The organism is Mesorhizobium metallidurans STM 2683 (assembly GCF_000350085.1).
GTDB lineage: Bacteria > Pseudomonadota > Alphaproteobacteria > Rhizobiales > Rhizobiaceae > Mesorhizobium > Mesorhizobium metallidurans.
In genome coordinates this window covers 1-14,805 of the sequence record NZ_CAUM01000087.1, presented here as the reverse complement: position 1 = coordinate 14,805, position 14,805 = coordinate 1, and the positions used below count along the sequence as shown (strand labels likewise).

The window sequence follows — 14,805 nt, the reverse complement described above, 5'->3', positions numbered from 1 at the left end:
CCGTGCCGGATGCAAAGCTTCCGCTGGCGTTGAGCGTCGGCGATCCGTCCGGCGTGGGGCCGGAGATCGCCATCGCCGCCTGGCAGGCGCGTGACAGCGCCGGCGTGGCGCCCTTTTATCTCCTCGCCGATCCGGCACTGATTGAAGCACGGGGGCGCCGGCTCGGCGCCAGCGTGGCGATTGCGGAAACCACGCCGGAGCAAGCGCAGCGGATCTTTTCGCAGGCCCTGCCGATCGTGCCACTTACTGCCCGCTCGATCGACAGTCCCGGCCGGCCGGATCCAGCCAACGCCGCCGGCACCATCGAGGCCATCGACCGCGCCGTTGCCGACTGCCTTGGCGGCCGCGCCGCCGCGGTGGTGACGTGCCCGATTGCCAAGAAGCCGCTCTACGATGCCGGCTTCCGTTTTCCCGGCCATACCGAATATCTGGCGCATCTGGCATCGCTCCATACCGGCGCGGACGCGATGCCGGTGATGCTGCTGGCCGGCCCAGAGTTGCGCACGGTCCCGGTCACCATCCACATCGCGCTATCCGAGGTGCCGAAGGCGCTGACGAGCGACCTGATCGTGGCGACCGCCCGCATCACCGCCACCGATCTCGAACATCGCTTCGGCATCGCCAGGCCGCGGCTTGCCATTGCCGGCCTCAATCCGCATGCCGGCGAAGGCGGCGCGATGGGCGCAGAGGACGAGCATATCATCCGCCCGGCAATCGACAGACTGAGGGCGGAAGGCATCGACGCTTTCGGGCCGCTGCCGGCCGATACGATGTTCCATGAGCGTGCGCGGGCCGGCTACGACGTGGCAATCTGCATGTATCACGACCAGGCGCTGATCCCCGCCAAGGCGCTGGCTTTCGACGAAGCGGTCAACGTGACGCTCGGCCTGCCCTTCATCCGCACGTCACCAGACCACGGCACCGCCTTCGACATCGCCGGCAAGGGCATCGCCCGGGCCGACAGCCTGATTGCAGCGCTGAGACTCGCCCGCCGGCTGGCCGATAGCGGAACGAAGGCCGCGGCCGCATGAGCGCGTTAGCATGAGAGTGGCCGCATGAGCATGGATGGGCTGCCGCCGCTGCGCGCGGTGATCGAGAGCCATGGGCTACAAGCGAAGAAGGCGCTCGGCCAGAATTTCCTGCTCGACCTCAACCTGACCGGCAAGATCGCGCGCGCCGCCGGCGACCTGACCGAGGCAACGGTGATCGAGGTCGGCCCCGGCCCCGGCGGGCTGACCAGGGCGCTGCTCTTCAGCGGCGCGCGACGGGTGATCGCCATCGAGCGCGACGAGCGTTGCCTGGAAGCGCTGGCCGAAGTCTCCAACCATTATCCCGGTCGGCTTGAGGTCGTTGCAGGCGATGCGCTGAAGACGGATTTCGCCGCCCTTGCCGGCGCGGCGAGCGGCGGTCCTGTGAAGATCGTCGCCAATCTGCCCTACAATATCGGCACCGAACTCTTGATCCGCTGGCTGACGGTCACCGAGTGGCCGCCCTTCTATACGTCGATGACACTGATGTTCCAGCGCGAGGTGGCCGAGCGCATCGTCGCCCGCCCCGGCAGCGATGCCTATGGCCGGCTCGGCGTGCTGGCCGGCTGGCGGACGGACGCAAGAATCGCCTTCGACGTGCCGCCGCAGGCGTTTACGCCACCGCCCAAGGTGACGTCCTCGGTGGTGCATCTGGCGCCGCGCGCCAGCCCGCTTCCGGCTGAAGTGAAAAAGCTCGGCCGCGTCACCGAAGCAGCGTTCGGCCAGCGCAGAAAGATGCTGCGGCAGAGCGTGAAAAGCCTCGGCGGCGAAGCCCTGCTCACCCGCGCCGGCATCGATCCGACACGGCGGGCCGAAACCTTGAGCGTCGAAGAATTCGTGCGGTTGACGAATGCGGTTTGAGAAGCTGCCGATCTCCCCCCTCGTAGCCCCTCGTAGGGAGATTGGCGCTCCACCGCACTAATCTGTCTTCTCGTCCAACAGCCCTGAGACGAAATCGAACAGGCCTGGCCGGCGATCGCGCCTCAGCCGCTCGGCGGTGACGATGCCGCGGACCTCGGCGAAGGCGCGGTCGAGATCGTCGTTGACGATGACGAAATCATATTCCTTCCAGTGTTCGATCTCGTTGCGGGCGTTCTTCAGCCGCGTCTCGATCACCTGTTCCTGGTCCTCGGCGCGGCGCTTCAGACGCGCCTTCAATTCCTTCATCGACGGGGGCAGGATGAAAATCGAGACGATGTCGGCGCGCATCTTCTCCTTGAGCTGCTGGGCACCCTGCCAGTCGATGTCGAACAGCATGTCGCGCCCTTGCGCCAGCGCCAGTTCCGCCGGCTCGCGCGGTGTCGCGTAGCAATTGCCATGCACTTCGGCCCATTCGAGCAGCGCGTCGGAATCGCGCAGCCGTTCGAATTCGCGCATGGTGCGGAAATGATAGTGGACGCCCTCGATCTCGCTGCCGCGGCGCGGCCGCGTGGTGACGGAGACCGACAGTTCGAGGCTGCCGTCGCTTTCCAGCAGATTCCGCGCGATCGTCGACTTGCCGGCGCCGGATGGCGACGACAGCACCAGCATCAGCCCCCGGCGGCGGATGCGGGAACCCAAATCCCTTGCAATCGTGGGGTCCTTGGCAATCAAGGGCTCCTTGGCAACCATGGGTCACTCCAGATTCTGAACCTGTTCGCGAAACTGGTCGACGACCGCCTTCAGTTCCAGCCCGATGGCGGTCACCGCGGCGGCATTCGACTTCGAACACAGCGTATTCGATTCGCGGTTGAATTCCTGCGCCAGAAAATCGAGCTTGCGGCCGATGGCGCCGCCGCCGGCCAGAAGCACCCGGCCCGATGCCACATGCGTCTTCAGCCGGTCGATCTCCTCACGGATGTCGGCCTTGGTGGCCAGGAACGCCGCTTCCATGTGCAAGCGGCTGGCGTCGAGATTGGCGGAGGCGTCCAGCAGCAATCGCACCTGCTCGGCAATCCTTTCGCGGATTGCCGCCGGCTCGCGCGAAGGATCGGCCTCGGCTCTGAGCGTCAGCGCCTCGATCGCGTCGATATGGCCGGACAGCAGCGAACGGAGTGCGGCGCCCTCGCCCTGGCGCGCCTGCTCCAGCCCGCTCAGCGCGATTTCCAGCGCCGACACTATTGCGGCGTCGAGCGCGGCTCGTGCCTCTTCGCTCTCGGTGGTTTCGGGGATGTCGAGCACGCCGCGCAGCGAAAGCAGCCCGTCGGCTGTCGCGGGCGCCACGCCGAACTGCTCCTGCAGCCGTCTGGCCAGCCCCGCCAGGTCTTTCAGGAAGGCTTCGTTGACAATCGGCTGCACCTGCTGGCCGGCGGCGCGGCCAATGGTCAGCGTTGCCTGGAAGTTACCACGCGCAAAGCGCTTCTGTACCGTCTGCCTGACGGCCGGCTCCAGCCGCTCGAAGCCCTGCGGCAGCCGCAGCCTGACCTCGACGCTCTTGCCGTTGACGGATTTGACCTCCCAGGCGATCGACGTGCCGTCGTGTTCGGCGACGGCACGCGCAAAACCGGTCATGCTTTGCAAATTCATGCCGCGTGTCCCCCCTGGCGCATGACCCCGGACGCGGTCTTCGGACCGGGCCGTGCGCGGCTTTATAATGCCGGAGCGTTCCCCGCACGTCGAATCGGACCTGAGGACGCTCTTGTCAAAATATCAACATATCGACGCGTCCCTTGCAGAATCCGCAAGGGACGATTTCAATCCTACTGGGCGGCGCCCGCATCGCCATCGGCGTCGCCGCCTTCCACCGGGGCATCGGTTTGACCGTCCACCTTGGCGTCATCGGGCTTGGCGGCGTCCTCGGCCTGCTTCTTCTGCAGTGCCCGGTAGCGAGCGACGTTTTCATTGTGCTCGGCAAGCGTCGCGGCAAAGACGTGGCCGCCGGTGCCGTCGGCGACGAAGTAAAGGTCTGCGGTTTTCGACGGATTGGCCACGGCCTCCAACGAGGCGCGGCCGGGATTGGCGATCGGCGTCGGCGGCAGGCCATTGATCAGATAGGTGTTGTAGGGCGTCGGCTTCTTGATGTCCGACTGGTAGATCGGGCGATCGGCGGGTTTGCCCTTGCCGCCAAACAGACCATAGATGATGGTCGGGTCCGACTGCAGCCGCATGCCTTTGGCCAGCCGGTTGAGGAAGACGGCGGCGACCCGCGAGCGTTCATCGCCCTTGCCCGTCTCCTTCTCGACGATCGAGGCCAGGATGACGAAGTCTTCGACATTGGCCAGAGGCAGGTCGGGGGCACGCCGCTGCCAGACATCGTCGACCAGCTTCTTCTGGTCAGCCAGCAATTTGTCGACCATCTGCTGGCGTGTCGCGCCGCGCGTGAAGCGCAGCGTGTCCGTGGCGAGGCTGCCCTCGAGCGGGATGGTTGCCGGCATATCGCCGGCAAGCCCGCCCTGGTCGGCTATGCGCTGCAGCGCCTGCTCGACCGTCAGTCCCTCCGGGATGGTCAGCGAATACATCACCGACTTGCCGCTCTTCAGCAACTCCATGATGTCGTGCATGGAAGCGCGCGGCTTGATCTCGTATTCGCCGGCCTTGAGCGCCGAATCGTTACCGTAGGCGCGCACGCCAAGGCGGAAGATGCGGGCATCGCTGATCAAGCCGCGCCGCTCGAGCTGGTCGGCGATATCCTGAACGCCGGAATTCGGCTTGACCGGGAACGTGTCGCCATTGGCCGACGGACCGGGCTCATTGAATTCCTGCTTGCCGAAATACAGGACAACACCGGCTGCCAGAACCACCAGCATTATCGAGGTGATGACGAAGTTCATGAATACGACGAACTGGCTGCGCGAGGCGCGCGAGCGCTTTGGCGGCGGCGTGCCGGCTTCAGGCCGCAAGGCCTCGCTGGCCGTCTTCGGCACGATCGGGCCGGGCGGCATCTGCCGTTGCCCGAATTCTCCGTTGTCCGCCGGATTTGTGTTCATAGCGCCCTACCGTTTGATCTTGCAACGAATCCCCTGCGGCAGAGTAGGGGCGAATATGGCAAAATTGACGACACGCATGGGCCGTGCCGGTCGGCGGAACCGGTCAGCCATTGTAACGCTGGAAGACAAGTGAGGCGTTGGTGCCGCCGAAGCCGAAGGAATTGGACAGCGCCACGTCGATCTGGCGGGCACGCGGTTGGTTCGGCACCAGGTCGATCGCCGTTTCGCGCTCGGGATTGTCGAGGTTGATAGTGGCCGGCGCGATGTTGTCGCGGATAGCGAGGATCGAAAAGATCGCCTCGGCGGCGCCCGCCGCTCCCAGAAGATGGCCGATCGACGACTTGGTCGACGACATCGATATTTTCGACGCGGCGTTGCCGACCAACCGCTCGACGGCGCCGAGTTCGATCGTATCGGCCATGGTCGAAGTGCCGTGCGCGTTGATGTAGTCGACATCGGCGGGCGTCAGCTTGGCCCGGTTCAGTGCCGCCGTCATGCAGCGGAAGGCGCCGTCGCCGTCTTCGGCGGGTGCTGTGATGTGATAGGCATCGCCGGTCAGGCCGTAACCGGTGACCTCGGCATAGATCCTGGCGCCGCGCGCCTTGGCATGTTCGAGGGCCTCCAGCACGACGACACCGGCGCCCTCGCCCATGACGAAGCCGTCACGGTCGCGATCATAAGGGCGCGAGGCCGTTTGCGGGGCGTCGTTGCGCTCGGTGGACAGCGCCCGGCAAGCGGCGAAACCGGCGATCGACAGTCGCGTTACCGGCGCTTCGGCGCCGCCCGCGACCATGACGTCGGCGTCGCCCCACATGATCAGCCGGGCGGCATCGCCGATGGCGTGGGCGCCGGTGGAGCAAGCGGTGACGACGGCATGGTTGGGGCCTTTCAAACCATGCCGGATCGAGACCTGGCCAGAGACGAGATTGATGATCTGGCCGGGGATGAAGAAAGGGCTGATGCGGCGCGGACCACGCTCCTTCAGGATCATCGCGTTCTCGGCGATGCCTTCTATGCCGCCGATGCCGGAACCGATCAGCACGCCGGTGGCGCACTGTTGCTCATGCGTCTTCGGTGTCCAGCCAGAGTCCTTCAGCGCTTCGTCGGCGGCCGCGATCCCGTAGAGGATGAAGTCGCCGATCTTGCGCAGTTCCTTCGGCTCGAGAACGGCCTCGGGATTGAAGGTGGCGGCCTCGCCGTTGCCGCGCGGAATGACGTGGGCGATCTTGCAGGCAAGATCCTCCACTTCGAACTCGGTGATGCGCTTGGCGGCGCTGCGGCCGGTCAGGAGTTCCTTCCAGCTATGCTCGAAGCCCATGCCGAACGGCGAAAGCAGCCCAAGGCCCGTGACGACGACACGCCTCATCGCAGGTCCTCCCCGGTGATGCCTGCGGAAAGCTTCAGGCCGAAGCCTTGTCGATGTATTTCACGGCGTCGCCGACGGTCAGGATGGTCTCGGCCGCATCGTCGGGAATCTCGACGCCGAACTCTTCTTCGAACGCCATGACGAGTTCGACCGTGTCGAGGCTGTCCGCGCCCAGATCATCGATGAAGCTCGCCTGCTCCGTCACCTTGTCAGCATCGACGCCAAGGTGTTCGATGACGATCTTCTTGACGCGCTCTGCGGTGTCACTCATTTGGGCATCCTCGTCTTTTGTTTGTCTGTCTTCGTTAGCGGGCGGAATGCCGCTAATCAAGCTGAAAGATGGTCCCGGCGGCAACGCCACCGGGTCGGTTTTTGCCCGAACCGCCGGGTTGCGGGCCGCATTACACGAAAATAGGTCTGGTTCCAAGCCGAAATGGGGGGTTTTCCCGCAACTGTTAAATCATCGCCATGCCGCCGTTAACATGAATGGTCTGGCCGGTGACGTAGGCCGCCTCGTTGGAAGCGAGGTAGGCGACGGCGGAAGCCACTTCGGTGGTGGTGCCCATGCGCCTTGTCGGGATCGCCGCCATGATCGCCTCTTTCTGCTTGTCGTTGAGCTTGTCGGTCATCGCCGATTCGATGAAGCCCGGGGCGACGCAATTGACGGTGATGTTGCGGGTGGCGATCTCCTGCGCCAGCGACTTGGAAAAACCGATCATGCCGGCCTTGGAGGCGCAGTAATTGGTCTGGCCGGGATTGCCGGTGACGCCGACGACCGAGGTGATGTTGATGATGCGGCCGTGCCGGCGGCGCATCATCGGATGGGTGAGCTCGCGGGTCAGCCGGAACACGGAGGTCAGGTTGACCTCGATCACGCTGTCCCAGTCGGCGTCCGCCATGCGCACGAACAGCCCGTCCTTGGTGATGCCGGCATTGTTGACGAGAATGTCGACGCCTTCGAGATCGGCCTCTGCCTTCTGGCCGAGCGCCTTGACCTCGTCGCGGTTGGCAAGATTGGCCGGAAACAGCTTGACCCGGTCGCCGAGTTCGGCGGCCAGCGCCTCCAATTTCTCGACACGCGTGCCATGCAGGCCGACGATGGCGCCTTGCGCATGCAGCACCCTTGCGATCGCCTCGCCGATGCCTCCAGATGCGCCGGTGACGAGCGCCTTGCGGCCAGTCAGTTCGAACATTTTTGTCTCCTGATCTCAGAGAACACCCTTCACATGGGTGCGTTCAAATCGCCAGTGGATTATGCCAGTGCCGCCAATGCCACCTCGACATCGGCGGCCGTGCCGATGGCGCCGGTGGCGATGTCGCGGTTGATGCGCCGCGCCAGTCCCGATAGCACCTTGCCGGCGCCTATTTCATAGAGCGTTGTAACGCCGTTGGCACCGAACCATTCCACTGTTTCGCGCCAGCGTACGCGTCCGGTCACCTGCTCGACCAGGCGCCGCGCGATCTCGTCCGGATCGTTGGTCGGGGTGACCGAAACGTTGGAGACCACGGGCACGACCGGCGCGTGCTTGGTGACGCCGGCCAGCGCCTCGCGCATGATCTCGGCCGCCGGCTTCATCAGCGCCGAATGGAAAGGCGCCGAGACCTGCAGCATCAATGCCCGCTTGGCGCCCTTTTCCGTGCACAGTTTTGCTGCCAGCTCGACTGCGGCCCTTGCGCCGGAAATCACCAACTGGCCGCCGCCATTGTCGTTGGCGATCTGGCAGGTCGAACCCTGGGATGCCTCCGCGCAGGCGTCTTCGACGTCGGCCTGTTCCAACCCGATGATCGCCGCCATGGCGCCCTCGCCGGCCGGCACCGCCGCCTGCATGGCGTTGCCGCGGATGCGCAGCAGCCGGGCGGCATCGGCGACCGAAACGAAACCGGCGGCGGCAAGTGCCGAATATTCGCCAAGCGAGTGGCCGGCGACATAGGCGACCTTGTCCTTCAGCGAGAAGCCGCGCGATTCCAGCGCCCGGATCGCGGCAAGCGAAACCGCCATCAGCGCCGGCTGAGCATTGGCGGTCAGCGTCAGCGTCTCTTCCGGCCCCTCCCAGATCAGCTTCGACAGCTTCTCACCGAGCGCGGCGTCGACCTCTTCGAAGACTTTCCGCGCTTCTGGAAAGGTATCGGCGAGATCCTTGCCCATGCCGACAGCCTGGCTGCCTTGTCCCGGAAAGGTGAATGCGACGGCCATATGCGGCTCCCAGAGGCTGGTTTTCCCTGCCTGTGACCAAGGCGGCCGGCCAAGTCAAGTCCACGATGGGCCGGTCCGCGCCGGTTTCGGCACGCCGGAGGCGGCCGAGCGCCTGTTCCAAAAGGCTTTTTGGCGATCACTCATGATGAAAATCGCTCACGATTCGTTTGCTGGCTCTTCTTATTTTCGCCACAGGCGCTAGCTTTTCGTGACAATACGATGACAATTCAGTGAAGCTAATGTTACGGGCCGGGGAAAGATCAAGGTGGCAAGGATTAGGAAAGGTGCAGGCAAGGCTGCGCCACAGTTTCTGGAAGGCGATCCGTCCACCGGCTATCTGCCGGGGCGGAAAGGGCCCGTTATCCGCTATAGCCTCGCCAGCCTGCTCGCCGCCGCAATCCTGGTGTTTGCGATCGAATTGATCGTGCGCGGCGATTTCGCCGGCACCGTCTCCTTCTTTCTGCAGCCCTTCAAGCCGGGCTGGACCACCATCATCATCTTCGCGCTGGCTCTGGTCGGGCTCGACGCCGTGCTCGGCCGCAGCCACCAGAGCCTGATGATCGTCGCGCCATTGACGCTGGCACTGGCCTTTGTCGGCCGTCAGAAGTCGCATTATCTCGGCGACCCGCTCTATCCGGCTGATTTCCTCTATTCCCGCCAGATCGTGGCGCTGATGCCGCTCCTGGTGCGCGACCGCCCGGGAACCGCCATCGCCATGGCGGCCGGCATCATCGGCGCCCTGTCGCTGCTTGTCTATGGCTGGCGGCTATGGCGCCGGCGGGTGCCGGTGCTCAGCCGCAAGGGCCGCCTTGCCCGGCTGGCGCTGACGGTACCGCTGCTCGCCTTCTTCGTTTCGATCATGGACTACGCCACCTTCTCGTGGACCCGTGACCGGCTGCAGATCATCCCGATCATGTGGGACCAGAAGGAAAACTACGCCTCCAACGGCTTCGCGCTCGCCTTCGCGCTCAATGTGCCGATGGCGCAGGTCTCGGCGCCGGCAGGCTATTCCGACAAGGCGATCGCGGCGATCGACAGGCCCGATGTGACGGCCACCATGCCGGCCGAGAAGCCCGATATCATCGTCGTCATGAGCGAATCCTTCTGGGATCCGACCAAGCTGCCAGGCGTCACCATCACGCCCGACCCGATCCCCAATGTGCGGGCGCTGCGCTCGGGCTACATGTTCTCGCCGGAATTCGGCGGCATGACGGCCAATATCGAGTTCGAGGCACTGACCGGCTTTTCGAATGCCTTCCTGCCGGCAGGCAGCATTCCCTACCAGCAATATGTGCGCGCACCGACGCCCTCGCTGGCGACCTTCCTGAAAAGCGAAGGCTACCGGGCACGCGCCATCCATCCCGGCACCAACTGGTTCTGGAACCGCGGCGCGGTCTACGCCGACTTCGGCTTCAACGACTTCAAGTCCGAGGAGACGCTGCCGCCGATGCAAAAGCGCGGGCCGCTGGCATCGGACGCGTCGATGACCGACGAGATCATCCGCGAGGCCGACGCCAGCGCCGATCCTGTCTTCTTCTTCGCCGTCAGCCTGCAGAACCACGGGCCCTACGAGCCCTATCGCTACTACAATCCAACCCACAAGGTGCAGGCGCCGATCAGCCAGTGGGCGCGTGAATCGCTGTTGAGCTACACAGAAGGCTCTTCGGATGCGGATCGTGGCCTTGAACGCCTCATCGAATGGGCCAAGAAACGCGACCGACCGACGGTCATCGCCTTCTTCGGCGACCACCTGCCGCCGCTTGGCCCGGTCTATGTCGAAACCGGCTTCCTCAAGGACAATGTCGCGCCGCGCAAGGCGCCGGCCGACCAGATGCTGCGGGATCACCAGACGCCGCTGATCGTCTGGTCGAACCGCACCGGTCCGGCCGAGGATATGGGCGCGGTGAGCCCGGCCTTCCTGCCCTACCATATCCTGACCACGGCCGGGATCAGCCATCCCTACTACACCGGCTTCCTTGGCCAAATGCGAGAGCGCTACCGCGTCGTCGACCGCAATCTGTTGCTGACGCCGACGGGCGAAGCCGTCCCCGACTGGGCACGGCAGAAGAACATCGACCCGGCCATCAACAATTTCCGCCTGCTGCAGTACGACATGATGTTCGGCAAACGCCGCGCAGCGCCCGACTTCTTCCCCGAAACGGTGGACAAGTTCGGCCCGCACACAAGCTGAGCGACATATCGTCCGTGCAACGGCCGGATTTTCCGCTTGCCCTGTCGGAAGCTAATCAAGTTGTCCGTCTCATCCCCAGCCTCCATTCGCTGGCAATAAAACCGGACAACTCACGTGCTACCTAATCCGGACAACTCATCTGCTTACGACAGATTTTCCGCTTACCCTTGCCTTCCGGCCGGATTGCTGTATAGACGCCCGCAATCTGCCGGTCCTTGCTGGGGGCTGAACGGAGGGCCGGAGGTTCTTTCGAAGATCTTCGTGTGAAGCCAGAAGCGTTTCCGCCTCCCGTGTCTCCGCTCTCGACCGTCTCGTGATGCTCCTTTCTTCCCCGCCCCCTCCAGGGATCGGCGGGTCAGAGAAGTTGCAGAGGCTTTTGCCGCCGGGAACCGGAAGAGAAACGAAGAAAGGCAAAGAACTATATGGCTCTCTACGAACATGTGTTTCTTGCCCGGCAGGACCTCTCGCAGCAGCAGGTCGATGCGCTTGTCGAACAGTACAAGGGCGTCATCTCCGCCAATGGCGGGTCCGTCGGCCGGGTCGAGAACTGGGGACTGAAGTCCCTCACCTACCGGGTCAACAAGAACCGGAAGGCCTATTACACGCTGATGGACATCACTTGCCCGCCTGCCGCGCTCAACGAGATGGAGCGCCAGATGGGCCTTTCCGAGGACGTGTTGCGTTTCCTCACCATCAAGGTCGATGCGCATGAGGAAGGCCCGTCGGCGATGATGCAGAAGCGCGAAGAGCGCTCGGAGCGCGGCGGCTTCGGCGACCGCGACCGTGGCCCGCGCTCGTTCGGCGACCGCGATCGCGGCGACCGTGGCGATCGTCCGCCGCGTAGCTTCGGCGACCGCGACCGCGGTGACCGTCCGCCACGCAGCTTTGAAGGGGGTGCAGAATAATGGTCGACATCAATCAGATCCCGACCCGGCGTCCGTTCCACCGCCGCCGCAAGACCTGCCCGTTCTCGGGCGCCAACGCGCCCAAGATCGACTACAAGGACGTGCGTCTGCTGCAGCGCTACATTTCCGAGCGCGGCAAGATCGTGCCGTCGCGCATCACCGCCGTCAGCCAGAAGAAGCAGCGCGAGCTCGCCAAGGCGATCAAGCGCGCCCGCTTCCTCGGCCTGCTGCCCTACGTGGTTCGCTAAAAATCAGCGGGCGGTTCGCCGCCCGCTTTTTTTCCCCCGGCCGTGACGGGCACAGCCGGACCGAACATCAAATCCCGAGTTGGATTTCGAAAGAAATCCTAACTGCCGACAGGCAGGACAGCGACACCAGCGCCAAGGCGCTCAAGCTTCCTGACCTGTTCCAAAGAATTCGGCGCATGCGCCCAGCCTTAAAGGAACAAAACCATGGAAGTCATTCTTCTCGAACGCGTTTCCCGCCTCGGCCAGATGGGCGACACCGTCAAGGTCAAGGACGGGTTTGCCCGCAATTTCCTGTTGCCGCAGGGCAAGGCGCTGCGCGCCAACGAAGCCAACAAGAAGAAATTCGAGGGACAGCGCGCCCAGCTTGAAGCCCGCAACCTCGAGCGCAAGTCGGAAGCCACCCAGGTTGCCGAAAAGCTCGACGGCAAGAGCTTCATCGCCGTGCGTTCGGCCGGCGAGACCGGCCAGCTCTACGGCTCGGTGTCGACCCGTGACATCGCCGAGCTGTTGACGGCGGAAGGCTTTTCGGTCAACCGCAACCAGATCCTGCTTAACCAGCCGATCAAGACCATCGGCCTCACCAATGTGGCGATCGCGCTGCATCCGGAAGTCGAGGTCACCGTCACGCTCAACATCGCCCGCACGGCCGACGAGGCCGAGCGCCAGGCCAAGGGCGAGACGCTGACCACCGCCGAAGCCATCTATGGCGAAGACATCAACGACAATGCGCGGCCGGAGAATTTCTTCGACCCGAATGTCGAGTTCGAAGGCGAGGAAGACAACGCCTGATCGCGCATTATGAGCGTCGGAGCGGCGCCTAAATCAACTTCGTCGGCTTCCAGCCCTTTCTGGACCAATGCCCGGGCCTCTCGCCCGGGCTTTTTTGTGCCAAAAGGAACTTTTCGAACCCATATATATTGTTGCAGACTACAGCGTTGCGCGTCCTTTGGAAGCGCAACGAATGTGTGGCACGTCGACTAGGGCGCATGCTCCTTGCCGAAATCGGTGGCGATTTCATGCGCGAACAGCCTGTCTGACCGAGAGGGGACGTTTGGTCATGAATATTCTGTTGAAGCGCGTACTTGACCGCCTGGTGCGCACCGGCAATCTCAAGGTCACCGGGCCGAAGGGCGCGACTGTCGTTTTCGGCGATGGCACCGGCGACCCGGTGCATATGCACATCAAGACCAGGCACGCCGAGCGTGCCATCACCTTCGATCCGATGCTGGCAGTGCCGGAAGCCTATATGGACGGCGAACTCGACATCCTTGAAGGGGGCGTTCTGGGGCTGATGCGCATCGCCTTTCAGAACATGGGCAGCGGCGGCATCGACGCCACCTGGTCGAAGGCGATCGAGGGCCTGCGCCACGCCTTCCGCCGCCTGCAGCAGATCAACACGGCGTCGCGCGCGCGCCGCAACGTGCAGCGCCACTACGATCTGTCGGGCGACCTCTACCGGCTCTTCCTCGACGAGGACATGCAGTATTCCTGCGCTTATTTCGAGCAACCGGACATGACGCTCGACGAGGCGCAGGCCGCCAAGAAGCGCCACATCGCCGCCAAGCTCAGGCTGAAGGCCGGCCAGACGGTGCTCGACATCGGCTCCGGCTGGGGCGGGCTCGGCCTCTATCTGGCGAAATCCTTCGATGTCGATGTGCAGGGCGTCACCCTGTCGAGCGAGCAGCATGGCGTCGCCACCGATCGCGCCCATGCGCAAGGCCTGGAAAACCGGGTGCATTTCGAACTGAAGGACTATCGCGAGCTCAACGAGCGTTTCGACCGTATCGTCTCGGTCGGCATGTTCGAGCATGTCGGCGTCAACCACTTCCGCACCTTCTTCGAAAAATCCGCGACGCTTTTGAAGCCTGATGGCGTCATGCTGCTGCACACGATCGGCCGCTCCGGCGTGCCCTGGGCAACCAGCGCCTTCATCCGCAAATACGTCTTCCCGGGCGGCTACATCCCCTCGCTGTCCGAAGTCATGCCGGCGATCGAGAAGTCGGGGCTGGTGGTCACCGACATCGAGATGCTGCGGCTGCACTATGCCGATACGCTCAAGCACTGGGGCCAGCGCTTCGCCGCCAACCGCGACAAGGCCAAGGCGATCTATGACGAGCGTTTCTGCCGCATGTGGGAGTTCTACCTGGCAGCCTCCGAAGCCGCCTTCCGCTGGCAGGATCTGGTGATCTTCCAGATCCAGATCGCCAAGAAGAACGACACGCTGCCGATGACGCGCGACTACATGGCCAAATGCGAGAAGGCGCTGGAGATGCACGATATGGGGCATCGCCAAAAAGCCCCTGCCGCCAGGCCCGCCCGCCGCCGCAAGGTTGCGGATCCGGAATAGACCCCGGCGATTGCGCCATTGCCGCTTGCCATTGCAGGCCTGCACGCTGAAAAAGGTCTCGCCACCGCGAGACCTTTTTCATGACCTACCTCCTCTATGTCGCCGCAGCGCTTGCCGAGATCGCCGGCTCCTTTTCGTTCTGGGCGTGGTGGCGGTTGGAAAAGTCGCCGCTGTGGCTGGCGCCGGGCCTCGTCTGCCTCGCCTTGTTCGGCTTCCTTTTGGCGCTGGTCGACACGTCGGCCGCCGGCCGCGCCTATGCCGCCTTTGGCGGCATCTACATCACAGCATCGCTGGGCTGGCTGTGGCTGGTGGAAGGCGTGCGCCCCGACCGCTGGGACCTTGCCGGGGCGGCGCTCTGTATCATCGGCGCCTCGGTTATCCTGCTTGCGCCTCGGGGGGCGTGATGGAGCTGCCTGGACCACTTCGGCAAGGCGTCGAGCGCCTCCTCGAAAAGGTGCCACTGCCTGTGCTCAAGCAGGCGGCAAGGACGCTGTCGGACCGCTACCGCGCCGAACTGCGCGACGGCCGCCTGCACATGGCCGAGGAGATGGCGGTGAAGGCCTATCTGGCGACGCGGCTACCGGCGACCTACGCCGCCGTCCGCGCCAGCCTGGATGCCCT

The 14,805-nt window shown here is 64.2% G+C and carries 15 protein-coding genes and 1 pseudogene; 9 read left to right on the top strand and 7 right to left on the bottom strand.

The annotated features are described in order from the left end of the window. Nucleotides 1–2 precede the first annotated feature (2 nt). A complete protein-coding gene (gene pdxA / locus MESS2_RS13990; protein ID WP_008874984.1) occupies nt 3–1,031 on the top strand; it encodes a 4-hydroxythreonine-4-phosphate dehydrogenase PdxA in 1,029 nt (342 codons plus the stop codon). A gap of 24 nt (nt 1,032–1,055) precedes the next feature. Further along, nucleotides 1,056–1,889: a 16S rRNA (adenine(1518)-N(6)/adenine(1519)-N(6))-dimethyltransferase RsmA gene (gene rsmA / locus MESS2_RS13985; protein WP_008874983.1), complete on the top strand. Its 834-nt coding sequence runs from the start codon at nt 1,056–1,058 to the stop codon at nt 1,887–1,889. Between the two features lie 57 nt (nt 1,890–1,946). Here rsmA and gmk read toward each other — a convergent pair whose 3' ends face one another. From gmk to fabD, 7 genes are all read right to left on the bottom strand, one after another. Beyond that, nucleotides 1,947–2,639 carry a guanylate kinase gene (gmk, locus tag MESS2_RS13980; protein WP_008874982.1) on the bottom strand — a complete coding sequence of 231 codons (693 nt, stop codon included), beginning with the start codon at nt 2,637–2,639 and terminating at the stop codon, nt 1,947–1,949. 3 nt (nt 2,640–2,642) lie between these two features. Then, the gene (locus tag MESS2_RS13975) at nt 2,643–3,533 is read right to left on the bottom strand and encodes a YicC/YloC family endoribonuclease (RefSeq protein WP_008874981.1); all 891 of its coding nucleotides are present in this window, start codon (nt 3,531–3,533) and stop codon (nt 2,643–2,645) included. Between the two features lie 173 nt (nt 3,534–3,706). Further along, entirely contained in the window at nt 3,707–4,933 is a 1,227-nt protein-coding gene (gene mltG, locus MESS2_RS13970; RefSeq protein ID WP_008874980.1) for an endolytic transglycosylase MltG, read from the bottom strand. Nucleotides 4,934–5,036: 103 nt separating this feature from the next. Further along, on the bottom strand, nt 5,037–6,299 hold the full coding sequence (gene fabF, locus MESS2_RS13965) for a beta-ketoacyl-ACP synthase II (RefSeq protein WP_008874978.1): 1,263 nt from the start codon (nt 6,297–6,299) through the stop codon (nt 5,037–5,039). 34 nt (nt 6,300–6,333) lie between these two features. Further along, the gene (locus tag MESS2_RS13960) at nt 6,334–6,570 is read right to left on the bottom strand and encodes an acyl carrier protein (RefSeq protein WP_006203723.1); all 237 of its coding nucleotides are present in this window, start codon (nt 6,568–6,570) and stop codon (nt 6,334–6,336) included. Nucleotides 6,571–6,754: 184 nt separating this feature from the next. Then, the gene (gene fabG, locus MESS2_RS13955) at nt 6,755–7,492 is read right to left on the bottom strand and encodes a 3-oxoacyl-[acyl-carrier-protein] reductase (RefSeq protein WP_008874977.1); all 738 of its coding nucleotides are present in this window, start codon (nt 7,490–7,492) and stop codon (nt 6,755–6,757) included. Nucleotides 7,493–7,551: 59 nt separating this feature from the next. Continuing rightward, nucleotides 7,552–8,493, bottom strand: coding sequence for an ACP S-malonyltransferase (fabD, locus tag MESS2_RS13950; protein ID WP_008874976.1), 942 nt, complete (start codon nt 8,491–8,493; stop codon nt 7,552–7,554). 265 nt (nt 8,494–8,758) lie between these two features. Here fabD and MESS2_RS13945 point away from each other — a divergent pair, with 265 nt between their 5' ends. The 7 genes and pseudogenes from MESS2_RS13945 to MESS2_RS13915 all read left to right on the top strand — a co-directional run. Continuing rightward, the gene (locus tag MESS2_RS13945; protein WP_008874975.1) at nt 8,759–10,684 is read left to right on the top strand and encodes an LTA synthase family protein; all 1,926 of its coding nucleotides are present in this window, start codon (nt 8,759–8,761) and stop codon (nt 10,682–10,684) included. A 422-nt stretch (nt 10,685–11,106) separates the two neighbouring features. Further along, on the top strand, nt 11,107–11,589 hold the full coding sequence (gene rpsF / locus MESS2_RS13940) for a 30S ribosomal protein S6 (protein ID WP_008874973.1): 483 nt from the start codon (nt 11,107–11,109) through the stop codon (nt 11,587–11,589). Then, entirely contained in the window at nt 11,589–11,837 is a 249-nt protein-coding gene (gene rpsR, locus MESS2_RS13935) for a 30S ribosomal protein S18 (RefSeq protein ID WP_006203718.1), read from the top strand. Before rpsF ends, rpsR begins: the two co-directional genes overlap by 1 nt. A 204-nt stretch (nt 11,838–12,041) precedes the next feature. Then, complete coding sequence (rplI, locus tag MESS2_RS13930; RefSeq protein ID WP_008874972.1) at nt 12,042–12,626, top strand: 50S ribosomal protein L9; 585 nt, start codon at nt 12,042–12,044, stop codon at nt 12,624–12,626. Nucleotides 12,627–12,894: 268 nt separating this feature from the next. After that, entirely contained in the window at nt 12,895–14,184 is a 1,290-nt protein-coding gene (locus MESS2_RS13925) for a cyclopropane fatty acid synthase (RefSeq protein WP_008874971.1), read from the top strand. Nucleotides 14,185–14,264: 80 nt separating this feature from the next. Then, nucleotides 14,265–14,588: a YnfA family protein gene (locus MESS2_RS13920; protein ID WP_008874970.1), complete on the top strand. Its 324-nt coding sequence runs from the start codon at nt 14,265–14,267 to the stop codon at nt 14,586–14,588. Further along, nucleotides 14,588–14,805 (top strand): annotated as a pseudogene (locus MESS2_RS13915) (small ribosomal subunit Rsm22 family protein); the annotation flags it as partial. The gene MESS2_RS13920 and the pseudogene MESS2_RS13915, both read left to right, overlap by 1 nt.